The following is a 25,838-nucleotide window of genomic DNA, read 5'->3' as shown; positions in this document are numbered from 1 at the left end:
AATAGGCAACAGGCAACAGGCAACAGGCAACAGGCAACAGGCAACAGGGAAGAAAAAAATTATCTATCTATGTAATTTCCGGAGATATCTATATATAAAATTTAGAAAAATTCTCCCCTACTCCCCTACTCCCCTACTCCCCCACTTCCCCACTTCCCTACTCCCCCACTCCCCTACTCCCCCACTCCCCTACTCCCCTACTCCCCTACTCTCTCGGAGATGTCTAATCAATTCCAACAGCTTTACCTTCTAATATATTAACCGCCCCTTCTAATAGCTTCTCTTCAATATATGGCTTAGTAAAGTACCCCTTTGCCCCCAGCTCAAATGCCATTTCCATGTGTTTTTTCGCACCACGAGATGTCAACATCGCCACAGGTAAAGTATTCAAATGAGCATCTTTTTGCATCCGAGATAATAACTCAAAGCCATCCATCCGAGGCATTTCAATATCACAGAATACCAAATCACAAGGTAAACCTGCACGCATTTTTTCCCAGGCATCCTTACCATCCCTTGCCTGTTCAACTCGATAACCAGCTTTACTAAACGTCATTGATAACAATTCACGAACTGTAATTGAGTCATCAACAATTAATACTGTTAACTCACTCTTTTGCTGCACAGTCAAAGATGCCTCATCCTCTTCGCTAGATGACCACATATTACCCTCATCTCGGCGTAGTCTTCCTGTTGCTAAGTTAATTAATTCAATAACATCTGCGATCGCTACAATATTACCATCCCCTAAAACTGTTGCTCCAGCAATACCTACAGGTTTAGGTATAGGCCCCTCTAATTGTTTAATTACAATTTCCTTCTGTTGCTCCAAAACTTGATCGACTTGCACCGCCAAAAATATGCCAGCAGAAGCAGAGCGCAAAACAACAATTGAAATCATATCTTCCTCGGCATTCATCCCATACACATTAGCGCGACGGAGATGACGATTATAAACAAGCAACTCTCGTAAGTGACGGAAAGGCAACTTTGAGCCACGCCATTCTATATAATTTTCCTCATTTTCTCCTATTTTTACATCCTCCTTAGACACTTTAATCATATCTTCTACCCCATCCATCGGAAAAGCAATCCAGGAGCGATCGCTAATACAACATAATGCTTTCGAGATACTCAAAGTCAGAGGTAAGCGAATTGTAAATATCGTACCCTTACCAATAGTAGAGTCAATAGAAATAGTACCTCGAATTTCAGTTAAATTAGTCTTTACCACATCTAACCCAACTCCACGACCTGAAAAATTATCAGCCTTATCTTTTGTACTAAAACCCGGATGAAATAGCAAATCATAAATATCAATGTTAGTCATCCCTTGAGCTTGTTTTTGAGTAATTACACCTTTTTCTATGGCTTTCTTCTTTACTTTTTCAGGATTAATTCCTGCTCCATTATCTGCCACCGAAATCACCGTCTGATTACCTTGGTGAAAAGCACGAATTGTGATTTGACCTTGACGAGACTTACCTGCTGCTAGACGTTGCTGAGGCGTTTCAACTCCATGAGTTATAGCATTATTGATTAGATGTTTCATTGGATCAGAAAGCTTATCCTGAATCATTTTATCAATTAAAGTTTCTTTCCCTTCTACCTGTAAACTCACCTCTTTGCCACATTCCATTGAAATGTCTCGCACCGCACGAGGCAATAGTTGTACCGTCTGAGAAAAGGGTATCATTCTCGACCTAGTTAACCCTTCTTGCAATTGAGTTGTCACTTGTCGTAGCTGACGGGTTACTTGCTCTGCATCATCAACCAGAAATTCTATATCAGAAGAAGACTCTCGTACTCGAACAATATATTCTATGGTTTCCTGAGCCAATAAATGGAAAGGAGTGAAATTTTCTACCCGGTCAAGATCGAGAGAGTCATCAAATTTTCTTTTCCCACTTGTATTGTCGGTGGCTGTATCGGCTAAATTAGAGGTCTGAGTAGAATGATGTCCTTGACGACTGTCCCAAATTGCTCTTTCTAAAAGGGTTTTTTCATACAAGTCGTGCATTCGTTGTCCAGCATCACTTAGTAACATTACCTGATGGAGCAGGTTATCTAGAAACTGGCGCATTCGTTCTTGACCTTGTTCTAAACTATTACGATTGACTACTAGCTCTCCTACTAAGTTACTGAGATTATCTAGTTGTTTTGCGGGTACTTTAACAGTTTGTTCTGGAGGACGTCTATTTCGACGAGGACTATTAGTAGTAGAAGGTCCACTAGATTTATAAGTATCTATGTTAGGAGTTTCTAATAATTTATCTAAGTCACTAAACGGATCTTCTTCTTCTGGTAGTTTTTTTGTTATATTAGCAGCTTCATGGATAGGAGTAGTCTTTTCTACAACTGCTGTATTTAATTTAAGTTTTGAATTAATTTCTGTACCATTTAATAGTTTTTCTAGTTGTACAAAAATATTATAATTCTCTAATTTTTCTCCATTTAGTATTGCTTCTAATTCAATAAATTCATAGTGTTCTAATTCTACTTGATTTTTAGCTGTTAATTGCTGATTTTTTTCTGACTCTACAGAAGTTGTTTCATTCGCTACATCTTCTAACAACTGATTTAATGCAGTTTCATCTATAGTTTCAGGGCTTTCTACGGTAGGCCACAAATCTTCTATATTTACTGAAAGTTCTGAATTTTCTTGAAGTTCATTATCGCTCTCAATTAAATTATCTAATGATTCATCAGACTCTAAGTTAATAAAATCTAAGCTTGGATCGTCAAATAAACTATTTATATCGCTGCGATTGTCTTCCCAATTTATCTGTTCCACATTGATTGATTTTTGTGAGTCTGATAATTCTAAATCTTCTCGATCAAATAGTTGGGAAAAAGTGGATGTTAATTCCTCTGATTCTATTTGATTTTCTTGTTTTCCATTTACCGTTTCTGAATCTTCAAATAGTGCTTCTAAGTCTGCTACTTTTGAATTTAAATCATTTTTAGTTTGAATTTGGTTTTGATTATTGTCTATTTTTACATCATTTTTAATTTCTTGTTCTTCATCTTGAATTGCCAATAAATCACTAAAATCTTCATCTATTCTGTCTTGTTCGTTTGTATTTTGTGGGATTGATTTAATATTTTTTTGCGGATTATTTTTGTGTGAATCTACTTGTAAATTCCATTCATTCTCAGAGCTTTCTACTTCTTCTAATGCTGCTAAATCCCCCTCATTTATAGCATTAAATAAATCCTCTAAATCTTCTGTTTGTTTTGCTTTACTATTATCTAGTTGCAAATCAGTATTTTTATTGCTAAAACTACTCTGATTTTGTAGTGTATTTTCTGTATTTTTATCAAACAAATCTGACAAATCTTCGTCTACTGGATTTAACAAATTCAATTCATTGTAATTTTTGATTTTTGATGATTGTACAACTTCATTAATATCAAATAATAAGTCAGACAAATCACCAGAATCATCGCTCTCAATTGCAGATATTTTCAACTCCTCTGCTTCCCCATTACCTCTATCTAATATTTCTTCTTCTTCCCAACTAGAATCTAGTTCTGGTGCTTCTCCTTCAAATAAATCCGCTAAACTATTTAGTTCTGTTAATCCAACTTCTGGTCCTTGTCTTATTTCTTGTTGATCTCCTATTAAGTCATAGCTACTATTATCTATCTCTGTAGCTTCTAAGCTATTAAACCAGTCATCTATAGAACCTCCTGTTTGAATTATTGTCTCATTTTTGTCGTCGATTTCCTCATTAATTATAGTTTTATTTTGTCGATCATTTGTTTCATTTAACATATCTATTTCACCTATATTTTCATTGATTGTTTCTGGTTTTTTTATTAAAGCTTTTAAATTTTTATCTACTACTATTTCTTGCTCTTTATTATCTATGATTAATTCTTGAGCCTGTTTCAAATTTTTAATTATATTATGAGCAAGAGTATAATATGTATTTTCGGTATTAGCGATCGCTTTTTTGACCGCCTCTACTAATTCTAACCAATTTGATGACAGATAATTTTGCCTGCCTCTATCTGCCAAAAAATCGCATATATTTTTCAGTTCACTCCTTGTCTTAACATCATCATTTTGCTTGAATAAAAACAACAGTTCTCGCATTTTTTCTGATACTTCTGCGATAAAAAAACTTTGTTGTTCACCATTTAATTCTGATATTTTTTCTACAATTACACCCTTAGTTTCTCCTGTCAAATCATCTAGATGTACTTCTAACTCTTGAAATACTGGTTCTAATTTTTCTATTTGAATTTTTTCTTCTTTTTCTGTTAAACCAGAGTTAGAAAGTTGTTCTAATAAGTATTGTAAAGTATCTAAAACACCTAAAAATAAAGACTCTAATTTATTATCTACCTCAATGGAAGTTTCTCTCAAGATTTTGAAGCTATCTTCTAATCTATGAGAAATATTTCGCACACTATTAATTCCTAACATAGCAGCCCCACCTTTAACAGAATGAGCCGCTCTAAATAATTCGCTTAATAGTTCTCGATCTGCTATAGTATTTGGTAAGTTTAATATTCCATGTTCTATAGTATTGAAGTGGTCTTTTGCCTCCTCAATAAAATAGCGCATAATTTTTTCTGTTTGTTCTGTTTGTCCTGTTTGCATATTTTTTATAATTCTGGGTTCAACAGTACATCTTTTCAACTACTAACTTTTGTTTTACATCCATTGAAAAATATGCCGATCGCTTATTCATTCCCATAGGTTAATTATAATAGACATCTTCAATAATATAGCGCTACCCGCAACTCAGAAGTCAAAAGTCAAAAGTAATCTCTGATATAGAATCCAGTTATATGATATATGTTGATAATTCTATAATTACTTCAATCTCCCCTACTCCCCTACTCCCCTACTCCCCTACTCCCCTACTCCCCTTCTGACTTCGTTACTGTTCTGCTGGGTCTACCCGGAAACGCTCTACTGAAGTTAATAGATCCCGAGCAACACCCACTAAATTTTGTAGCGAGCTATAAACTCGTTGAGATTCTTGAGAAGTTTCTTGAGCCGTCAATTCTACTGCCTGCATAACCTTTGATACTGATTGAGCCACTTCATTTTGTTCTACAGTATCTGCAGCGATAGAACGTACCAACACATCAATTCTTGTTGTCACTTGAACAATATCTTCTAGAGACTGCTTTGCTTCTTCTGCCAACTCCGTTCCTTTAATAACGTGCTGAGTTGCTTCTTCCATTCCAGTCATTACCCCTCCTGTTTCAGTTTGGATTTGCATAACTGTATGTTCGATGTTCTTAGATTCCTTAGCTGACTTATCCGCTAACTGTCGAACCTCATCTGCCACTACCGCAAATCCCTTGCCTGCTTCTCCTGCCCTAGCTGCTTCAATACTAGCATTCAAAGCCAACAAGTTTGTACGAGAGGCAATACTAGAAATCGAACCTACAATCTTAGAAATTTCCTGAGTAAACTCAGATAAACGCTTAACTCTTCGAGTTGCATCTGCCACTCCCTCTCTGATTTGGAGAATACCAGCTACAGTACGGTCTACTGTTTCCCCTCCTTTCAAAGCTAAAGCTGCTGCTGACCTTGCTACATCCTCAGTTTCGCGAGCATTTTCAGCCACCCTTTGAATAGCATCAGTCATTACTTGCACAGACTGTAGAGTTGCTGCCAACTCTTCTGCTTGTCGCAAAGCATCTGTAGATAAACCCTGAGCAAAAGTCGCACTATCCATAGAACCCCTACTCACCTTCTGAGCAGCTTCTTTTACCTGATGTACAATTTCCCGTAAATTTTGAATTGTTAAATTAAAGGAATCTGCTACCGCTCCCAAAACATCAGCCGTAACTTCTGCACTAACAGTTAAATCTCCACGAGCTGCCCCTTCTACATCATCCAGTAAGCGAATTACTTGCCTTTGTAAATCTTCCTTAGCCTGTTCATTTTCTTCTGCCTTCCTTTGAGCATCGGTGTAAGTTGCTTGAATCACCTTAGCCATGTGATTAAACTTAGCAGCAAGTTTACCAAATTCATCCTCTGAATAAACCGTTGCTCTAGCTTTTAAATTCCCGTCAGAAATAATATCGAATTGAGTATGTAAGTCTTTGTTAGCTCTTTCTATTTGCTTTGTTGTGATACTGCCAAGACCATAAGCAGTTAAAAAGCTACTAACTCCTGCAATACCAGTCATAATCCAACCAGTGCCACGCAAATAAGAAATTACTTCTGTTTTTTGGTCTTGATAGGCTCTGTAGGAAACAACATTACTAACAAGGGCTACCGCAATTAATGATACTAATCCTGTTCCTATGGATGTGTACAGTTGTTTTGTCGATAGAGAAGCATTTTCCCAGAATGCCAACCCACCTTGTTCAACCATTACAGTTGTATCTACTGCCTCTCCTTTGATTTTACTAAAAGTTGGGAGTTGATTATCTATGGGGATAGTTTCTTCATTATCAATCGCACTAGCATCGGTTCTGTTGTCAAACAAAGCTCCTGTTGTAGCACCTACCACCATTCCTGTGTCCATTACTTCTATATTGGATGCTGCAGTACTCATATCGGGGGCAGTCATATCGGTTGGCATTTCCATCTCATCAGTTAGGGAGCCATACTCTTCAAAATCACCAAATTCATCATCTTCTAGGAAACCATTTGGTTTTCTACCTTCTATATTTCCTTCTTCATCTATCTCAAAAGCTTCACTAAATGCTGCTTCATCGAATTCATCGATCTCAAAACTCTCCAGTTTTTCTGTTGCTCCTGTACCTACATCTTCTACATTATTCCATTGATTGTATAATCCGTCTTCTAATCCATCTATTCCATCACTTAATTCATCAATATCTTCTGTTTCTTCCCATCCAAAGCTATTATTATTTCCCGTCAATAAAGTAGCTTGATCTAAATCTGAAAAATTACGTTCATGGTTTGTCTCTTCTGTTTCTGGAGTCATTTGTGAATGAGAATTACTGCCTTTTAAATTATTTGTTGTTTGCTCAGTAATTATCCCTTCTGAACTATCTAAAATTTCATCTATTACGTTCTCAAAATCATCATTAAGTTCATCTAAGTCTAAGTCTTCTATTCGATGGTCTTTTGCCAAATTTGAATTAACTGTATTATCTTTTATATCTGCATACTCTGTTTTGTCATTTTCTGCTCTTTCTTCTTCTTTAAATAATTCTTCTTGTTGCTTTTTCCAGATTTCATCTAAATCTTCATTCAAACTAAAATCTGATATTTTTCCAGATATACTGTCTGGGCTATTGTTACTATTTAAAACAGCATCGTCTAGCAATTTTTCTGTATAGTTATTATTTTGTATTGGTAACTGATATTCTGACTCTTGGTTATCTTCACCAAATGGTTCTTCGTATTTTGTGAAATCAGATAATTCTTCTAAATCTTCATATTCTTGATTAATAGGATTACCATTTGTACTAAAAGGGTTATTTTCTCCATCTACTCCATCTGTCAGTTCTAAATCATCTATATCTTCTAAATCTAATTTCTCCAATCGATCAAAGTCAAAACTTTCTGTTATTAATTCATCATTATTTTCTTCCTGAAATAGTTCTTGACCCGTAATCTTTTCCAAGTCTTGTGTCTCTAGTTCTAGGCTATTTTCATCTAGAAATAATTCTTTGTCTACATCTTGTGTATCTAGTTCTAGACTATTTTCATCCAGAAATAATTCTTTGTCTGCCATAGATTCTTGAGAGCTATAGATCTCTTCTTCGATAGGCACCCCATCGAGAGCGTCATCAAAGTTAATATCTTCTAGAAATTCTTCTGATTCACTAGCAGCAGGATTATTTGTAATAAATTGTTCACTATCACTTATTCCTTGTTTAGCATAATTAATCAAATCTTGGTCGTCAGTTAGGTCCAATACCGAATTATATTGTTCTGTTGCCACATCATATTGATGGAGTCCATAACAATATATATGACCACAAAGAAGACGAGCACTAGGGTCTTCTGGATAATCCTGAATTAAGTTATAAACTAAAGCTGCTGCTTCGTCATAATTACCCTGACTGTAGGCATCTTCTACTTTTTGATAATCTTGTAAAAAGTCTGTGCTGGATGATGTCATGCTGTCCCTCTCTCAATATAATTTTATTATTTTTTAGTTTTTTAATTTTATTGTTTACGGATTTGGGAATCAGCCTCAGTCAGAAATTTGAATATATAAATAACTCAATCAAACAATTATGTTGACTTACCAATTTTGACTTTTATTTAGGCTGCCCATCGAGCCGAACGAATAATTGCTTCTTGATCCAGTAATCTGAGAACCTGTTCTCCCTTTTCATCAAAAATCCACTCTCCCTTTAAAAAGGGAGCCATACCATCTGCAATATTTGTGGACATTTTTAGCTTCTTTTCGTCAAGCCACTCCATTTCCACGATTCGTTCAACTGCTAATCCTAATATAGTGTCTTGGTCTTCTACTGCAATTACGGGAATCTCAGATTTATCTGAATTGATTGGGACCTGATCTCCGAGGAATTGACCTAGATCGGCTACCCAAATTACTCGTCCCCTTAAATTTATCGTACCTAAAAGTAAAGGAGAAACATTTGGAATTGCTGTAATACCTTCTGGAGATTGAGAAATCACCTCTCTAATATCCATTGCTGGTAAAGCAAACTCATTGCCTGAAGGTAGATAAAACCGCAAATGAAGTTCACCTTCAGGATTTTCTAGTTCTTGAATCCCTGTACCTTGGCCTGGTAAAAAGTCTTGATTTCCTACCATAGTCTTGAACAATTTCCTATCTTCTTAACAATTGTTTAACTGTTCCCACCAATTCTGTGGGCTGGAATGGTTTAGCAATGTAAGCATCTGCACCTTGCTTTAAGCCCCAGTAACGGTCAAACTCTTCTCCCTTAGAAGAACACATAACTACCGGAATATTCTTGGTTTTAGGATCGGATTTTATCCTCCTACAAACTTCATAGCCATTCATTCTTGGCATCACAATATCTAGTACCACTATATCTGGTTTAGTATTCTTAAGTCGTCCCAAAGCTTCTACTCCATCATTAGCTACAGTAACTGCTAATCCACTATTCTTGAGAAGCTGGGAAATCATTTCTCTTTGGGTAACGCTATCTTCTACAACTAGAACTTTACTCATTTTTTTCTACCTGATAGCTTGGGTTTAGATTTATTGATAATTAAAAAATATATATTTATTAACATTTTTCTAGATTGGCTTTTTGCCCTAGCTCAATTAATTTAGATTGAGAACCAGCAATAAATATCTATTTATTTCAAAATTTAAATTTCTGGTAAATCCTCTTTATGATAGCAGTATTAGTCTTTATTAAATAGTTTTATCTACTTAACAGTTGATTTTTTTACTATAGTAATCATCATCAAGATAGGTGTATATTTAGCCATGGTAGTTATATATAAAATTCAACATATACTCGATCGCATACTATCTATTTGTTGCTTTAATTTGACAACTAAATAGTGGACAATTCATCATTATCGTCTTGAGCTTAATATCTTGAGCTTAATATATAGTTTACCCAGAAACTTTATCTGCATTCAATTCAAATATTCAGGATTTTGGCCCACTTGCTAAAATTAAGATGTTAGCTAATGGTCTTTAAAATAATATTATATTTTCTCTTGACAATCTTCAGATATATAACAGAAGGAAAATCGAAGGAGCCAAAAATCTTGCTTTATCTGAGTTTTAAGCTTTTGACCAAAAAATAAGGTCAATGGCCTCCCCTTGGCTGCGCCACGAGCTACCGCTCTACAAGGAGATGAAAAAGCGGTCTCCGGATGGCGATCTTCGGAGCTGCTCTGCAAGAGCCGGTCCCCGTTCCCTCCGGGACGCTTTCCTTTCGGAATGCTATCGCAAACGCGTTAGCGGAGCTTTGCGCTAGCAAACGCCATATCCAATCAACCAAGACAGCGGTCGCTCTTCGGAGCTTCCCGTAGGGTGGGATGGCGATCTTCGGAGCTGCTCTGCAAGAGCCGGTCCCCGTTCCCTCCGGGACGCTTTCCTTTCGGAATGCTATCGCAAACGCGTTAGCGGAGCTTTGCGGTAGCAAACGCCATATCCAATCGACCAAGACAGCGGTCGTTTTGCTTGCGCACAAATTGTCTTAACGGAATGCTACCGAAAACCTTTCTATAATATTTCAAATTTTTTTGTTTTTGTATTTCAGCCCACATTCTGCACTTCAATTTGTAACATGAAAATTAGTATAAAATCCGTAGCTTGCTTAAGTATTTATAGTCATTTTGGTTTAGATTGAGACGAGGTTTTCTTACTGTGAAAGGGTTTTAGCTGAAAAAGTGTTCCATTCTTATTCAGAATGACTATATACGATGTAAGTTATCTTCATTTACCTTGATCGGAAGTTAAATTTTCAGTTAAATTTTTAGCATAAATACTTGCTGGATCGTTGACTCCTATTAACCACTATAATTTTCCTCTTAACTTTTGAGTGTCTTGAGTGCGTCTTACATTTTGGAGGGGCTGTGTGCGGAAATTTACAGCACTTTTCAAATTGATGAACCACATCTTCACAAGGAAAATCTTGTAGCTCACATTCCGCACGTCAAGAGCGTAGCATTAAAAGTAGTATAGAAAATGATAACTTAGCAAGTATTTATACTGTATAAATCATTGTCATTGACCTTTTTCAGGAGTCAAAATTTCAGGAAAATATTAAGTATAAAGACTTGATCTACTCAGACATTAAGCTGCACATCATTTCCTACTGACTATTGACTATTAGACTACTTGTTTGTCTTTATACGACATTTTGTCGTGCGGAATGTAATTGATGTCTCTCATGTTCAAAAATTGAGCATTATAAGCCTAACGCGAGGCAGAAAAATTAAGGGACAATTTTTCCTTCTGCTTCCTATAAATTCCCATGTCTTCTGATTCCTGACTCCTACCCCTACCAAAAGACTTTTTCCACAAACCCTAAGTATTTTGAAGTTTTGACAAAGTTCTGTCAACTTGAGAGTTTGTGGTTACTCCTGGTCCAATGTACTGCTCCACCAACATCAGTAGCTCACTTTCTCCAAAAGGCTTGGTCAGGTAGTGTGTAGCTCCAACTATTCTGGCCTTAACCCGGTCTATAAATCCTTCCATACCAGTGAGCATAATAATAGGTGTTTGGCGAAATGCTGTAGAGTTACGTAGCATTGCACAAATTTCATAGCCATCTAGTTCAGGCATAGCAATATCGCATAGAATTAAGTCTGGCTTCATCAGAAATACTTCACCCAATGCTTTGAGAGGATCGCTTAAGCTACTTGCTTTATAACCATTCTGATTGAGAATTGATTCAACCTTTTCCCGAATAACTACATCATCATCAATACACACTACTTTCTGAATTCTTGTCTCTGGTGGTGGTGGATTTGGTTTTTTGACTAGTTGTACTATCCCTTTTTGCACAAATGGATAAATAGCTTTAGCCACTGTTAATACATCTCTGTTTAAATATCTAGCAATTTGCTGCATAGATGTATGGCCATCTGACCAATTTCTTAATCTATTGTATATGTGGGGTTTTAATGCTTTCTGTAATTGAGCTGGATCTGAAATGACTGGACACTGTTCAGCAGACTGAATATATGGAGAAAACTGATTCCACTCTTGTATCTGCTTCATTATTTTGGCCAACAACGAGCTGATTTCAAAGGTTGTTAATTGAGGTGTGAGAGCTGGACTAAGATCGAAGATAAACGATCCTCGACGAAGACTCAGTAAATTAAAGAGAGTTTCACGAACCATATTATGTATAATTACACGTCCCTGAGTTGGTGTAAGAATTCCTTTTTCCAGCAAAGCCCATAAGTATCCATATTCAGGGGCATGAATGGATGCAAAAGAAGGAACTTTAATATTGTCAATATCTTTATCCACTTTGTAGCGACGTAAATAGTCTCTCAAACGAGATAAGCTACCCGCACTTTGGGTAGCATAGATGATTCGACCATTGAGAAAGAATACAAACCAGGATGGTTCTGTGGGGAAGTGGTGTTGGGGTTCGGCGACATTACTTTTAACTGGTGAGCTGTAGGATTCCACAAACAGTTCACCAGTTCGCTGACCTAACTCTATAAGTTGCAGGATGCTGCGGATATCAATTTCACTCAAATTTCCCTGCATGCAGCTTGTATATAACTTTTGATGAAAATATGCCTTAAGAAAGTTAATGTTATCTTTGAAAAAACAATTTTAACTATACTCTAAACTAATCTCTTATGTCTCAAGCGTAGATGTCTATTTGTGCATTACTGCCAGAGTTCTGTTAGATTTTATAAAATAGATACAGCTAATATCTTATGGTATTGCTACGCTCTATGTTACTTTTACAATTTTTTTTAAAAGCACATACTTATAATTATGAAACATTATTTCTTATAATCCTTACTACTGAGTTAGATTTTTTTGTAGATATACAAAAAATTGTAAAAGTATTGATTACTAAATTGAAAAAATACAATTTATGGGTAAGTAATATAATACTATAATATAGCCGTAATTAAAGGACTAAGCTAGATTCAAAAAAAAATTCAGCTAAGAGTACATTGAGTGTAATATATAGGTTGCCTATAAGTTAAAATAATGGTAAACTTATTCCTAAACTTAGATGTATTATCTCGATAAAAGTCAAGGAACCATAAGAATACTAAAAAAATTTACATGGTTGTAAAACTTATCCTAATAGGTCACTTAAGTTAAAAAAACTACTATTTCTTGAGTCCAAGGCAATATAGTAATAGTCTTTGCTTTACTGGTAACATAAAAAACTATAAAAATCAAGCTTTTAGCATAGAAACCTTAAGAGGATAACAGTGTGCTGTATTTAGCAGAAGTACAAAAGAGACCAAGTGGTTTTGGTCTAGGTGGTGGTAAAACTGATTTGAAACTACTAGCCTCTCAACGTGGTGAAAATAATTGGGTGGCTGTACCTGGAGAAGAAGTTATTGCAGCTGATGAAGCTAAGGAATTTTCTCCAGGTTCATTAGTCTTAGTAGATTTGAATAATAGTAAGCAGGTGCAGCAAATTCAAGATGCTGCCCGTCAGTTGGTGAAAATTCTGCAAAATTTCTCTCGCTCTCAAGAAAAATCTAAAACACAATGGGAGGAAATTGAGCAATGGAAAGCTTCTCTAACTTTTCAGGCCCAAGAGTTGAATCGTAGAGAAATGGAATTGCAGGCTAAGGAAGAGCAGCTTGAAGAACTACAAGCAGAAATCGATCGCTTAGAGCAACAACGTCAGGAAATTAGTCAAGCTCAAGAAACTTCTCAGCAACTTCAGGAACAGATAGAAAAAAACCGAGAAGAGTTAGAAACTGCTCGCTTAGAATTACATAGACAACAAGAAGAGTTTAACCAAAATAAGGGACAACTGTCTCAAGGGGCAGTTTTAGATGAAGATCAATCTCAGTATATTCGAGATTTACTGACTTGGTTGAATGAGGCGATCGCTCCTACAAATCTTTTGGGAGAAAAGTTAAATCAGTCTTTAGAAATAGTTAATTCTCAACAGGAAAGTCTAGAGCAACATGGACAACGGTGGAAAGAACAGTCAAAATATAGTAATTCTAGCAACCAACAGGAAGATATAGAAAGTTTGGTTAATCATGTCCAAAGTCAATGGCTGGAATGGCGACAAGACCGAGAGTCTTTAGCCGAATCTATTTCGGAATTGAGGTCACAACAAACCTTACTAGCAAGTAAGCAAGAGTATAGTCAAGTATTAAATAGTCAAATAGAGATACAGAAACAACTTTATGAGCAACTGAGTCATCTAACAACAGCATTAGAAGAAAATGATGGTATTTCTCAGAAAGTAGATGTTGAAGCTCTGGAAAAAATTTCTCTTCATGAGTTAGAGCAACTGGTTCAAAGTTTACAGCAAGACTTACAGAGAGATATGAGTTTTGTTAAAGACCAGGAAGAAGAATTGGTATTACAGCGACAAGAAATGGATGCTTTGCAAAGAAGAATTGATCAAGCTACTGAGTATGACAGAATTAGCTTAGAGTCAGAGTTTTCAGATGAACAAGATTGTTACAGAATGTTAAATGAATCTTTAGTAGGTTCTCAAAGAAATCTTAAGGAAAGACAAGAAATATTAAGTCAACATCAAGAAGTTCTCTGGCGCAGATTGGGTAATTCTTCTGGCCAACAACAGCAAAATAAAATAGATTTACGGCCTACATTATCACAGGTTGATGCTCAAAGACAAAAACTGACAGAGAATTTACAAAGTTTAGAAGCTGAAATTCAACAAATACAAACAGATATTGCCCAAAAAGAAGAAATTATCAATAGTCAGACTCAGCAACAAGAAGCGAAAAAAAATGAAATTGAACAACTAGAGTCGAGTTTACGGGAAAAGCAGAAGGCAAATTCACAAGGAGGAAATGAAGCTATTTACCAAGAAGTTATGTTACCTATGCAAGATTATCTTGAAAAAGTTAGACAGCAACTGGAAGAAGTGGCAGGAGGAGTAAATCAAGTACAGGGTATAGGGGCACAGGTTGAGCAATTACAGCAAGTCCTTCAAAATATAATTCAACCGGAATAATGCGGGCCTTATAGCTTTCTGACTCCCCCCTATTAGTTAAACTTAAGATTTTTATATCAAATTTAAAAAAGTTTGTGATTTATTCCTACAATAAAAAATCAATATTCCATAAAATCTAAAAATCCAGCCTTTATTTATTATTTTTTTCTTTCATTGTTCCCTATTCCCTATGAGACTAATAAAATCCAAGGGTGTTGGACTTTGGCGATCGCTCCACCAGGGAATGGGTCTGTTTGAGAACGGTTAGGAGCATCAATTAGATTTGTTAGTTTTTCAATATGACTGAAGTTAGGATGAATAGGTAAAACTTTTTGTAAAATACGTCTTATTACTCTTCTTTGTAATGCTAGAGGAACTTCGCGTAATACTAAACGGTTAATATATTTGACCTGTTGAGACTCAAGCTCAGAAATATTCAGATTATCTAAATCTATCTTTGTCACTTTCTCCAATAGCTTTTCTGTCTGATTTTCAAGGTAATCTACTTCTGCACTTAGTATTTCTGCAGTTTGTGCCAGTGCTAGTTCAGTTTGAGGATTAAACTGACGTAGGATAGGAAATAATTCTAGGCGGATACGGTTACGAGCATAACGTAAATCTTGGTTTGTAGAATCTTCCCAAATACCAATTTTTTGCTTTTGACAAAATTCCCCTGTTTGAGCGCGAGTAATTTCTAATAAAGGACGTATCAGTAATAAAGAAGAATTTTCTGTCAGAGGACGTTGCCAAGTCAAAGCTTGTAGACCATCAGTACCACTACCACGAATTAAATTATATAGGAGAGTTTCTGCGCGATCGCTAGCTGTATGGCCAGTTACGATATATTGACAATTGGACTCTAAAGCAATTTTACTTAAGGTTTGATAACGCCATTTTCTAGCTTCCGCTTCACTTTGATAAACTCGGTCTGCTACTGCTAAAAAGAATGGCAGTTGCCAATTTGTTGCTAAATTTTTCACATAATTAGCATTAGCTTCTGAGTCTGGTCTCCATCTATGGTCACAATGAGCTATTGCTAAATACCAACCCCATTTTGATTGTAAATCTAACAGTAATTTAGTCAGAGTTATGGAATCTTGACCTCCAGATACTGCGATTAATATTCTTTGGTTTTCTGGTAATAATTTTCGTTGACGTAATGTTTTATGTAGTTGGTCATGTAGTGGTGTCCAATTTTTATTTGGAGATTGATTTATATGGGGCATAGGGTCATGTAGATTATTTAATTCAAAGAAATAAGTTGAATGTTTTTAGCTAATGTAGTTAATTTTGCTTTAATATACTTCTGTGACACTCACTTGTTAAATCAAATGCCGTTAATTTCTGTGGATATTTTTTGGTTTTGAAATTTAACGGGAGTCTTTTTTGACATAAACATTAAGACAGTGTTTTTTGCATTTTCAAAATTATATTTATTATCTAACATCTAAAAACCCCAACGTTGTACTTATGAATATCTCTTTGGTTACTACTACACAAGCTGCTTTTTTACTCAATATTTCCACTGGTAGGTTGCGGGAGTTACTGAACCAAAATAGAGTTATAGGCGCTTATAAGCTCAAAAGACTTTGGATGATTCCTCTCAACCATCGGGGAATGCCAGAAATTAAACCCGGTCGTCGTGGTCCTCAAGGAACTTGGAACAAAAATAGACGAACAGGAAATACCTTTATTCATGTTCTACGCAAGACTATTGACTATAACCGAGACAATAAAACTTCTCATCCGGCAGTTGCGGTGAAAGTGGGAGATAAAAAGGATTATTGTCACGCTCTGAAAATTCATGGGCCTTGTCAAATCATTTATCAACCTCAAGACCCCAATAAAAGTCAAGCTGGTGGGGCTCGTCTGTGGATTGAAGTAGAACCACAACATATTGTAGAGCGAGTGTATTTTTCAGATGGGGATTACGGTCCGCCTCCTGAAGTGGTTGAGCAAAGAGCGAGATTTAAGAATAAAAAATCAAAAGCCAAAAATAGAAAGCCAAAAAAGAAAGGGAAAAGGTAATGATAGAATCATTAGACAACTCCAAAAAATAGTATAAAGTTAACAGGATTTCCTCTAATAATATGAATTTATCTCCATTGATAGAAGATTTAATTAGGGATTTAAACAATGAATCAAAAGCAGTATCTTTAAAAAAGATATTATCTCAATGGGAAGATGAACATTGGATTTTATTAGATAAAAAAGAAATAAATTCAACAGTAGAACAGTTTTGTTATAGGTTAAACAAATATATTATTCCTCCCGATAATTTGCCTTTATCTTTTCAAAGAAAGCCTTTTGAAAATCTGAATAATCAAATCATTAAAATACTTCTTCTCCAAACTATAGAATATCCTGAAAAAGTTGGATTATTAACTGATGCTATAAGAGAAACACTCGGCTTTAAGAGAATAAAAGCATCCCAATTTATTATATTAGAGTCCCATATTGATTTAACAATAATAGATAAATATTTAACTAATTCATTGCTTGAAATAGGTTTTGAATTTGACAACTTTGCCAAAATTGAACCCGAAAAGTATAAATACCATTTTACGCTTGAATACTGTATTGATATCAAAAAAAAATATCGCACGAAAGAACTTTTTGATTTAGTAACTAAATGTAGCAAAGAAGCAGCAAAAATTATTCAAGCTCATCCAAAAGCTGACGGTTATGTAGAAACGGAAGTTTACAGTTATAAGGATGATCGAAGATTTATCTTTAAACCAGTTACAAAACAGGGTTTAAAGCATTTTCCTTTTAATAACGAATCTTTTCTAATTTTTGACCTGCCATTAAGTGAATCTGATTCTCAAAAAATAAATATTTCACTAGATACTCACAGAGTAGCTGATATTCATCTCAAAATACCCTCTTATCTAAACCATAAAAACTATTTAGAATTAGAAACAGAGGAGATGTACTTGCTCAAAGAAAAGCTGAAATGCTGTGGATTTTATGAAATAATTTCAGAGAGTGGAAACTATATATATACAGCTCACTTTTCTAAGACGTTAGAATCGAAAAATGTATTCAAAAAACTTGTAGAATTTGCTAATACTTGGGGTGGTTTTATAGAAATAAGTAAAGAAATTTGTACTTCAATGTGGAGAAAAAAAAATATAGGAGAAAAACAAACAATTACTCTAGCTGAAGCTCCACCTTTACTGTCTTTACAAAAACAAAATTAATCAGATTTGAATACTAAGTTGTCGGAGTTGCACATTTGCAGATTCAAGAATGATAATAGATTTTCAACTGTAAATATATTAAATATATTTAGGAAAGAATTATCCAAAAATATCTACTTTCAAATTTCGTCATTCCTAATTGTGCAACGCCAAATTGTCTATAAGCTTTACTATGATTTTTAGAAGCATATATAACTGTACTGTAATTTTATAAAATTTATTAAGCCATAATATTAGACATCACCTTATTCCATTCAGCATCTTTCTTCAATATTAGAAGTTCACGAGGTTGAGAAATATTTATTTCATTTAAAAGGTGTGGATGTTCTAGATTAAGCTTCTTATATAAAGTTTTATAGGGTAAATCAGTTCCACATGACTTGATAGAAAGTTGATTAAGATAAACTAAATCAGTTACTAACCCAGAGTTCAGCTTTTTTGTAAACCACTCAAAAAAAAGTTCACATATCATTTTTAATAATAAGTTAGACGTACCGATGTGAGGCTCATTAAACAATAGAGGATATACATTTTTAACAATGAATGCCTGATTTTCAAGTCGATATATTAATGTTTCTATATTATGACTCAAATTTTCAGTAATAAATTCCTTGGGGGATTTTTTGACAAAAATTTTAATAATATCAGTTTCTTTAATAAATTGTTCCCATTTTTCGTATAAAACTAAAGTGGTATTTTCTAGGCAAGAATAAATACTTGGCGGATTTTTTTGAATATCTAATATTTTTTTGTAAAGAGCGTATTCTTTGCTATCTAGTTTATATTCTCGGAGTCTATTATCTTGAAATTCCTCTAAGGAATAGGCATCAGTTATAATTGAAATTATTCCTAGATCAAATATGTCTTGATAATAATCTATTACTTGGCGACAGATAGGAGATTGATAATAAGATACTGCTGGAACATAGATTTTATCTGCAAAAAGTACCGCTAGACGAGTAGCCATCTCGCACTCTTGCAATATTACCGACCTTGTTTGTTTGAAACTACTGTTATATCCTCCTAATTGCAGTACATAATGATCTAAATAGTGAAGAATAAGATGAATTTTTGGTATTGTTAATATATTGCCCTCATCTTGTCTTGGAATTGTAATTCGGTTTTGAATAGATTGAGGGCTTTTTACTTTGGGTCATCTACTAACTCAATAAAATATCGACCCAATGGATCTTTTCCAGCACCCTGACTCCAGCATGCATCAGGTTTCCAAGCTCCATTCTCTTCTTCACGACGGCGGGTTTCAACAGTTAGTTGATTACCTTCTAATTTGAGTAGATTGTACTGCCAAGGATAACCAGGAACTAATTCTCTTGTTGATGCGCCAAAAGTCCCAGCACAAATCCGATCTAATTTTCGCCCATTTTGACTTATATCGTAGCGATAGAGGCTGGTTTCAGCTTTATGAATATGACCATGCAGAAACAGGCGAAAACCAGAGACAGCTAATTGTTGCATAAAACCTTGGTCGGTGATTCTGTCACTACCAGCACTGTCAAGAGGATGATGCCAAACAGCAATTTTAAGACAGTTTTTATATTCGGAGTTGCGACGAATTTCTGCAAGTGCGTTAGTCAGAGCATTCATATTGATGCTGGCACGATCTCTGTAGTGGTGATCTAATTGCCACGCAGAGTTTAAACCCAAAATTAGTAACTTTTTGTCTGGAAAGTAATCAAAAATGTACTGTTGTTTGTACTCTAAAGGATATGGTTTTGTTTTGATGGATTTATAAAAGTTGCTGAAGTAAAGAAAACGTTCTTTATACTTGTTTTCATCTTGTTTTTCGACATATGAACTATCATTATCAATGGCATAATTATGGTCTGGTTTTTTCTTGCCATTTTCGTTAATTATTGGACCATCATAATCTTCCCGTCGAACAGGGGTATAAGCTTGTTTTGACTTTTGCCAATTGAGGTCATGATTGCCAGGAACAATAATTATTTGCTCTGGCTGTAGAGGAAAATCTTGGCAAAGATTATCCAGAAACTTTTGTGCAGCTTCATACTCATCTGGAGTAGATTTATTAGCAATGTCGCCAGAGAGAATAAGGGCATTAAGACTTGGTATATTAAGTTCATTTTTTAAATCTTCAGCTAATTGGTTAGACCAGAGTTTAGCTTTATCCAGATTACCAAAGTGAAGATCTGAAAGATGGAGTATGTACATCTTTAGGGATTAGAAAATTACTAAAAATTATAATGACACAACTCTTTGTAAATTAAGGCTTAACAAGCTTTTCACATATATTTCACTGAATTTTAGTGTATCTAAATGTATTTATTTTATAGATTCACTATAACCTCTGCAAGAATTAGCTTTCCCAGTCAAAATTAATAGTAAAGCTAGATGATAAATATATCTATAAAGTGTCTATTTCTTCACAACTTTAAACTCAATTGCTCATCGGGCGGAGTAAAACCCAAATGTCTCCAACCTGCAGAAGTCACAACCCGACCACGAGGAGTGCGCTGCATAAACCCAATCTGCATCAAATATGGCTCATAAACCTCCTCAATAGTTTGAGCATCCTCTCCTGTCGCTGCTGCCATTGTCTCTAAACCAGCAGGCCCACCATTATAATTCTCAATCATAGTCCTCAATAAATTACGGTCTGTCCAATCTAAACCTAGAGGGTCAACATTAAACAACTCCAAAGCTTCACCTGCAACCTCAGCATTTATCGGAGTCAACTTTTTCACTTCCGAATAATCTCTCACCCGCCGAAGTAAACGATTAGCAATTCGAGGGGTCCCCCGGGAACGACGGGCAACCTCCTCAGCTCCATCCTCTGTAATATCCGTATTTAAAAGTTTTGCCGCTCGGATAATAATTAAACTTAGTTCATCAACCTCATAAAAACGTAACCTCTGGATAATTCCGAAGCGATCGCGCAGAGGGGAAGTTAGAGATCCTACCCTAGTAGTTGCTCCTACCAAAGTAAAAGGTTTGAGAGGAATACTCCTAGTCTTAGATGTTTTTCCTTGCCCGACTGTAATATCTAACCGAAAATCTTCCATCGCCGGATATAGAATTTCTTCTGTCATTTTGGAAAGGCGATGAATTTCATCTATAAACAGAACATCTCCTTTTTGTAAACCTACTAGCAAACCAACTATATCTCTAGGTTTTTCAATGGCAGGAGCAGTAGTAATTTTACAGTTAACTTCCATTTCTGCTGCCAATATTAGAGACATGGTAGTTTTCCCTAACCCTGGAGGGCCATAAAGTAGCAGATGGTCTAAGGGTTCTTTTCTCGATTTGGCCGCCGAAATCGCAATATTTAATACTTCTTTCAGGTCTTTTTGTCCGATATATTCCGCTAACTTTTGAGGTCTGATTTTTTCTTCGTTTTTACTATTATTTTTGTCTTCAGCAGTTGCCTCTGCTTCTAATAAAGCTTCTATTTCCTCTGTTTCAGTTTTGGATTTTGATTTTTTGGTTTTATATGAACTTTTACTTTCTGAGGCGAAGAAAATGTTTTCATCTGGCCTTTCTGGTTGTGGAGACTGTTGTTTGGAAGATATTATGGCCATAGCTGGGAAATGAGTTCTAACTTCCTTATTATGATACAAAGAGTTGATTTAATTAATTGTCCTTTCCTATGACAAAATCATTGTCCGTAAAAGAAAACATAACATTTGAAGAAGCGATCGCCTTAACTCAAGAAATAATGTCTGAGATGGAAACAGGCCAGTTATCGGAAGATAAAATAGGGTTATTAATTGGAGATTTAGTAAAGAGTAAAAATGGTGCTAGAGGATTTTTCGTTAGTTATCTTACAGACTCTAGACTTTTAGCAGATAATCCATCACCATCAATATTTAAAGCCTTAGAGTCAGCTCCAGAAATAGTGGTAGAACTTTTGGTAAAAAATCTGGCCATGTGTTCGGCAATGGTAGTCCATCATCAACGAAATCAAGATGAGGAGACAGCCTCTCAATCAGAAAAAGTGCGATCGCGAACCACAAGACTAATTAAAAGTGTAGATATTGCCAGCTTAAAAGGTGAGATTGAGGAGCTATATCAAAGTACAACTACTGGCCAGGGAAATTACAAGCAGTTTCTAGAACGTTGGGGTTACGATGAGGAACAGTTAAAGGTAATTCAGCAAGCAATTGAACCATTACTTTCTTAGTTTTTTATTAGCTTAAACTTATAATTATACCACATATATTTGGTAATAACTTTAATCTGTAGAGAGTATTTTGAGCAATCCCCTGATATAATCTCAAAAACTGTAGCCGTCTACTAGCAAAAAGTGATTAAGCTGCTGATTGTGTAGTAGATGGAAACAGTAGATTATATGCACTTAGCGTGAGCAATTCTGCTTAAGTGTGGTGTAGAGGATAAAACGGAAAAGAATAGGACTATGAAAGGAATTGTCCGCAAAACTAGCAGGGTTAGTAAGTGGCTAACCATGGTAAATACTGATTGGTTGGTAAATCTGAACCTGCTATTAACATTAGTACGAAGAGATTTAGAAGCTAGATATAAAGGTTCTATTTTGGGGAATTTATGGCCATTACTTAACCAATTATCCCAACTTTTAATTTATACTTACGTATTCTCAATTATTCTTAAAGTCAAGCTTAACCTAGAAGGGCTACCTGAAGATAGTAAGGTGACATTTGGATTATGGTTATTTGCAGGGTTAATACCTTGGTTGGCTTTTACTAATGGATTAACTCAAGCTTCTGGATCTGTGATTGGACAGCCCAACTTAGTCAAAAAAGTAGTATTTCCTCTTAGTTTATTACCCTTAGTTCCGGTTTTTTCAACTTTTATAGAAAGTACATTTGGATTAATAGTTTTAACAGGAATGGTATGTATATCATCTGGAATACTTCATCAAACATTATGGCTATTACCGATAGTATTTTTACCGCAGCTTTTATTGACAGCAGGTTTAGGTTATTTTACCGCAGGATTAACAGTATTTTTACGGGATATTCCTCAGACTTTAGGAGTAATTTTAAATCTTTGGTTTTACGTTACACCAATAGTATATCCAGCATCTGTAATTCCTGAAAATTGGCGAGTATGGGTATTTTGGTGTAATCCTTTAACAGCGATCGCCGAAGTATATCGTGACCTGGTTTTAGTAGGAGAAATTAAACACTGGGGAGAGTTAGGAATTGCTGCTTTGATGTCTGTATTAATATTTTATTTTGGGTTGTGGGTTTACATAAAATTACGTCCTGCTTTTGCAGATGTTTTATAAATAGCATTCAGCATTCAGCATTCAGCATTCAGCCATCGGCTATTGCTTTTAGTTTAGGATAAAAGCTTTATTAATTATCTTACTACAAAAGTTGCTTCCCTTGACCTTAAAGTATATATTAATTTAAACACTTTTCTTCAAGAGAAAGTCTTGTTGTTGAGATCTGACAGCTAATAGCTGACGGCTGAATGCTTAATATTAAAGATTAATATTTCCCAGAAAATTAATGGCTGAAACTGTAATTTCACTGCAAAATGTTTCTAAATGCTTTAAACGATATCGGCATCCGGTAGACCGTTTAAAAGAAATTCTATTCCCAGGAAAAAGTCGTGCCGATGAATTTTGGGCAGTGCAAAATATAAGTATAGAAATAGAAAGAGGGCATACTTTAGGAATTGTGGGGCGGAATGGTTCGGGAAAAAGTACTCTTCTACAAATAATTGTTGGTACTCTTACACCGACAACCGGAATAGTAAAAGTTCAAGGTAGAGTTTCTGCACTTTTGGAACTTGGAAGTGGATTTAATCCAGAGTTTACAGGTAGACAAAATGTTTTTTTTAACGGTCAATTATTAGGATTAAAACCATCAGAAATAGAGGAAAAATTTGATAAAATTGCTGGTTTTGCTGACATTGGAGATTTTATTGACGAGCCTGTAAAAACTTATTCTAGTGGAATGTTTATTAGGTTGGGATTTGCTGTGGCGACAAGTGTCGATCCAGATATTTTGGTAGTTGATGAAGCACTTTCGGTGGGAGATGAAGCATTTCAGAGAAAATGTTTTGCTCGTATTCAAGACATTCAAGAAAGGGGAGGTACAATTTTATTTGTATCTCATGCCGCTTCAACAGTTGTACAACTTTGTGATTCAGCAATTTTGATGGATCGTGGTGAAATGTTACTTTATCATTCTCCTAAATATGTGGTATCTAAATATCAGAAATTAATTTATGCTTTTCCTGATAAAATCCCATCAATTAGGGAAGAAATTCGTCAGATTCCTAATTTAACAGTTAAGGATTTCTTGGATGATGAAGAAACAGATGAACAATCATCTCAATCAGAACAAAGTAGTGAAAATAAAATTTCAGAATCAACAGAATATGAAGAAATTTATGACCCGGAAATGATACCTTCAAATACGATACATTATCCTAATAAAGGATCGGAAATTATTGACCCTCATATTATTACTTTAGATGGTAAGAGGGTAAATCATTTAATTAATCGTCGAGAATATTACTATACTTATACAGTAAAATTTATTAACTCTACATCTAAAGTTAGGTTTGGAATGTTGATTAAAACTCTGAGTGGATTTGACTTAGGTGGAGCATCATTACATGGTTATACTAAATCAGTAGAATATGTAGAAGCACAGCAGAAAGTTATAGTGAAATTTAAGTTTAAATGTTTGCTAAATCCTGGGGTATATTTTTTAAATGCTGGAGTTGTTGGTATGGCAGGCGATCATCTAACATATTTATCCCGTTGTATTGATATTGCTATGTTTAGAGTGCAGCATTGTAGTGATTCATGTGGTACGGGAGTAGTTGACTTTTTAATAGAACCTAGTTTAAAGATTAGAAATATGACATTTATATAATGTAAGCATTCAGCTTTCAGCTTTCAGCTATTAATTTTGGGGAAGGTTATTTCAGTTATCAGTTAACAGTATGTCTTACTGTTTGCGCAGCATTCCGTAGGAAAGCAGAAGGCTTAAAATACTGAATTTTCTTTTTTTATCCTCTTTACAAGGGAAAGCTTGAAATCTAATTTTCTGGTCAAAGGGAGTGCTTAAAATTGTTTGGGGTTTGTAGACACGAAGTAGCCCCTCGTTGACTATCACCATACAATTTTTACTTCTGTTTTTTGCCTTCTTCAATAAAAACTTTTATTTGTACAGCAATGTGCGCTGGCTTGCTTTACAAATTTCAGGAACTGTCCAATAGCTAAAAGTTTTATATCATAAGCTTTTTATCCCCCCTACTGCCTACAGCAAAGCTGCCTATTGCCTGCGCACAGGGCTATACTTCTCTTAAAACCTAACACCTATTTAAAAATATGAATCCTGAAAAAAATGAAATAGATAATCGGCTAATTATAGATACATTTATTCAAGATCAAGCTAGAAAACCTGAAGAAATAAAGGTAAATATTCATCCACAAGATGAAATGTATCTCTATGCTTTGAAAAATACTGAAGGAAACATTGACGAAGCACTACTACGATATTTTTCTAATGGCAAAAGAATATTAGATGCAGTTAAACAAATTGTAGAATGGCATTTTGATAGCTTTGAAAATATCTCTTCTTTTCTAGATTTTGCCAGTGGTTATGGGCGTTTTAGTAGATTTTTAGTTCAGGAAATACCAGCTCATAAAATTTGGATTTCTGATATTTATTCTCAAGCAGTAGAGTTTCAAAAAAAATTACTTGGAGTACAGGGGATAGTTTCAACTAATAATCCTGAAGATTATCAACTAAATCAAACATTTGACTGTATTTTTGCCTGTTCATTTTTTAGTCACACTCCCCAAAAAACTTTTAGTTATTGGTTAGAAAAGTTATATAGTTTATTGACAGAAAACGGCATATTAATTTTTAGTACCCATGACTTATCTTTAATGACGATAGAAACAGAAACAGATGCAGAAGAAATTTACTTTACTCCAGAAAGTGAAAGTCTTTTTCTCAATACTGAAGATTATGGAGTTACTTATGTAGGAGAAAAATGGGTAGGTAAAATTATTCACCAAGCAACTAAGGGAAAAGCAAAATGGCATCGGATTAAAAAAGGTCTTTGTGGATACCACGATCTATATATTCTGTGGAATGA

General features: G+C 35.1%; 17 protein-coding genes. 8 read left to right on the top strand and 9 right to left on the bottom strand.

Translation table 11 applies throughout. The features are described from left to right. A partial coding sequence (locus AC3DU7_RS03110) for a hypothetical protein (RefSeq protein ID WP_488037905.1) occupies nucleotides 1-253 on the top strand: 253 nt, incomplete at its 5' end. Here the strand turns inward: AC3DU7_RS03110 and AC3DU7_RS03105 are convergent. From AC3DU7_RS03105 to AC3DU7_RS03085, 5 genes are all read right to left on the bottom strand, one after another. After that, entirely contained in the window at nucleotides 224-4,612 is a 4,389-nt protein-coding gene (locus AC3DU7_RS03105; RefSeq protein ID WP_488037904.1) for a hybrid sensor histidine kinase/response regulator, read from the bottom strand. The two genes, AC3DU7_RS03110 and AC3DU7_RS03105, sit on opposite strands and share 30 nt — an antisense overlap. Nucleotides 4,613-4,895: 283 nt before the next feature. Beyond that, nucleotides 4,896-8,075 carry a methyl-accepting chemotaxis protein gene (locus tag AC3DU7_RS03100; RefSeq protein ID WP_488037903.1) on the bottom strand — a complete coding sequence of 1,060 codons (3,180 nt, stop codon included), beginning with the start codon at nucleotides 8,073-8,075 and terminating at the stop codon, nucleotides 4,896-4,898. Between the two features lie 146 nt (nucleotides 8,076-8,221). Beyond that, a complete protein-coding gene (locus tag AC3DU7_RS03095; RefSeq protein WP_488037902.1) occupies nucleotides 8,222-8,740 on the bottom strand; it encodes a chemotaxis protein CheW in 519 nt (172 codons plus the stop codon). 16 nt (nucleotides 8,741-8,756) lie between these two features. After that, entirely contained in the window at nucleotides 8,757-9,122 is a 366-nt protein-coding gene (locus tag AC3DU7_RS03090; protein ID WP_124143464.1) for a response regulator transcription factor, read from the bottom strand. Nucleotides 9,123-10,943: 1,821 nt separating this feature from the next. Further along, the gene (locus tag AC3DU7_RS03085) at nucleotides 10,944-12,140 is read right to left on the bottom strand and encodes a response regulator (RefSeq protein WP_488037901.1); all 1,197 of its coding nucleotides are present in this window, start codon (nucleotides 12,138-12,140) and stop codon (nucleotides 10,944-10,946) included. A 691-nt stretch (nucleotides 12,141-12,831) separates the two neighbouring features. On the opposite strand from AC3DU7_RS03085, the gene hmpF reads away from it, so the two are divergent. Further along, nucleotides 12,832-14,571, top strand: a complete 1,740-nt coding sequence (gene hmpF, locus AC3DU7_RS03080; RefSeq protein WP_488037900.1) for a pilus motility taxis protein HmpF — start codon at nucleotides 12,832-12,834, stop codon at nucleotides 14,569-14,571. Between the two features lie 167 nt (nucleotides 14,572-14,738). Here hmpF and tilS read toward each other — a convergent pair whose 3' ends face one another. Next, on the bottom strand, nucleotides 14,739-15,776 hold the full coding sequence (gene tilS / locus AC3DU7_RS03075; RefSeq protein ID WP_488037899.1) for a tRNA lysidine(34) synthetase TilS: 1,038 nt from the start codon (nucleotides 15,774-15,776) through the stop codon (nucleotides 14,739-14,741). A gap of 244 nt (nucleotides 15,777-16,020) precedes the next feature. Between tilS and AC3DU7_RS03070 the strand changes: the two genes are divergently transcribed. Next, nucleotides 16,021-16,578 carry a hypothetical protein gene (locus AC3DU7_RS03070; protein WP_488037898.1) on the top strand — a complete coding sequence of 186 codons (558 nt, stop codon included), beginning with the start codon at nucleotides 16,021-16,023 and terminating at the stop codon, nucleotides 16,576-16,578. Between the two features lie 62 nt (nucleotides 16,579-16,640). After that, nucleotides 16,641-17,753, top strand: a complete 1,113-nt coding sequence (locus tag AC3DU7_RS03065) for a hypothetical protein (RefSeq protein WP_488037897.1) — start codon at nucleotides 16,641-16,643, stop codon at nucleotides 17,751-17,753. Nucleotides 17,754-17,973: 220 nt separating this feature from the next. Here AC3DU7_RS03065 and AC3DU7_RS03060 read toward each other — a convergent pair whose 3' ends face one another. The 3 genes from AC3DU7_RS03060 to ruvB form a co-directional block, all read right to left on the bottom strand. After that, nucleotides 17,974-18,720 (bottom strand): hypothetical protein, encoded by a 747-nt coding sequence (locus AC3DU7_RS03060; protein WP_488037896.1) that lies wholly within the window; start codon nucleotides 18,718-18,720, stop codon nucleotides 17,974-17,976. 176 nt (nucleotides 18,721-18,896) lie between these two features. After that, the gene (locus AC3DU7_RS03055; protein ID WP_488037895.1) at nucleotides 18,897-19,943 is read right to left on the bottom strand and encodes a metallophosphoesterase family protein; all 1,047 of its coding nucleotides are present in this window, start codon (nucleotides 19,941-19,943) and stop codon (nucleotides 18,897-18,899) included. A gap of 212 nt (nucleotides 19,944-20,155) precedes the next feature. Beyond that, on the bottom strand, nucleotides 20,156-21,310 hold the full coding sequence (ruvB, locus tag AC3DU7_RS03050) for a Holliday junction branch migration DNA helicase RuvB (RefSeq protein WP_488037894.1): 1,155 nt from the start codon (nucleotides 21,308-21,310) through the stop codon (nucleotides 20,156-20,158). Nucleotides 21,311-21,378: 68 nt separating this feature from the next. Here ruvB and AC3DU7_RS03045 point away from each other — a divergent pair, with 68 nt between their 5' ends. From AC3DU7_RS03045 to AC3DU7_RS03030, 4 genes are all read left to right on the top strand, one after another. Beyond that, complete coding sequence (locus AC3DU7_RS03045) at nucleotides 21,379-21,912, top strand: hypothetical protein (RefSeq protein ID WP_488037893.1); 534 nt, start codon at nucleotides 21,379-21,381, stop codon at nucleotides 21,910-21,912. 234 nt (nucleotides 21,913-22,146) lie between these two features. Beyond that, nucleotides 22,147-22,998 (top strand): ABC transporter permease, encoded by an 852-nt coding sequence (locus tag AC3DU7_RS03040; RefSeq protein WP_488037892.1) that lies wholly within the window; start codon nucleotides 22,147-22,149, stop codon nucleotides 22,996-22,998. Nucleotides 22,999-23,224: 226 nt separating this feature from the next. Continuing rightward, on the top strand, nucleotides 23,225-24,604 hold the full coding sequence (locus AC3DU7_RS03035; RefSeq protein WP_488037891.1) for an ABC transporter ATP-binding protein: 1,380 nt from the start codon (nucleotides 23,225-23,227) through the stop codon (nucleotides 24,602-24,604). A gap of 458 nt (nucleotides 24,605-25,062) precedes the next feature. Further along, nucleotides 25,063-25,838: class I SAM-dependent methyltransferase (locus tag AC3DU7_RS03030; protein WP_488037890.1), on the top strand; the 776-nt coding region annotated here is incomplete at its 3' end.

This window comes from Okeania sp. (assembly GCF_983059655.1).
This window is presented reverse-complemented; position numbering and strand designations above follow the sequence as displayed.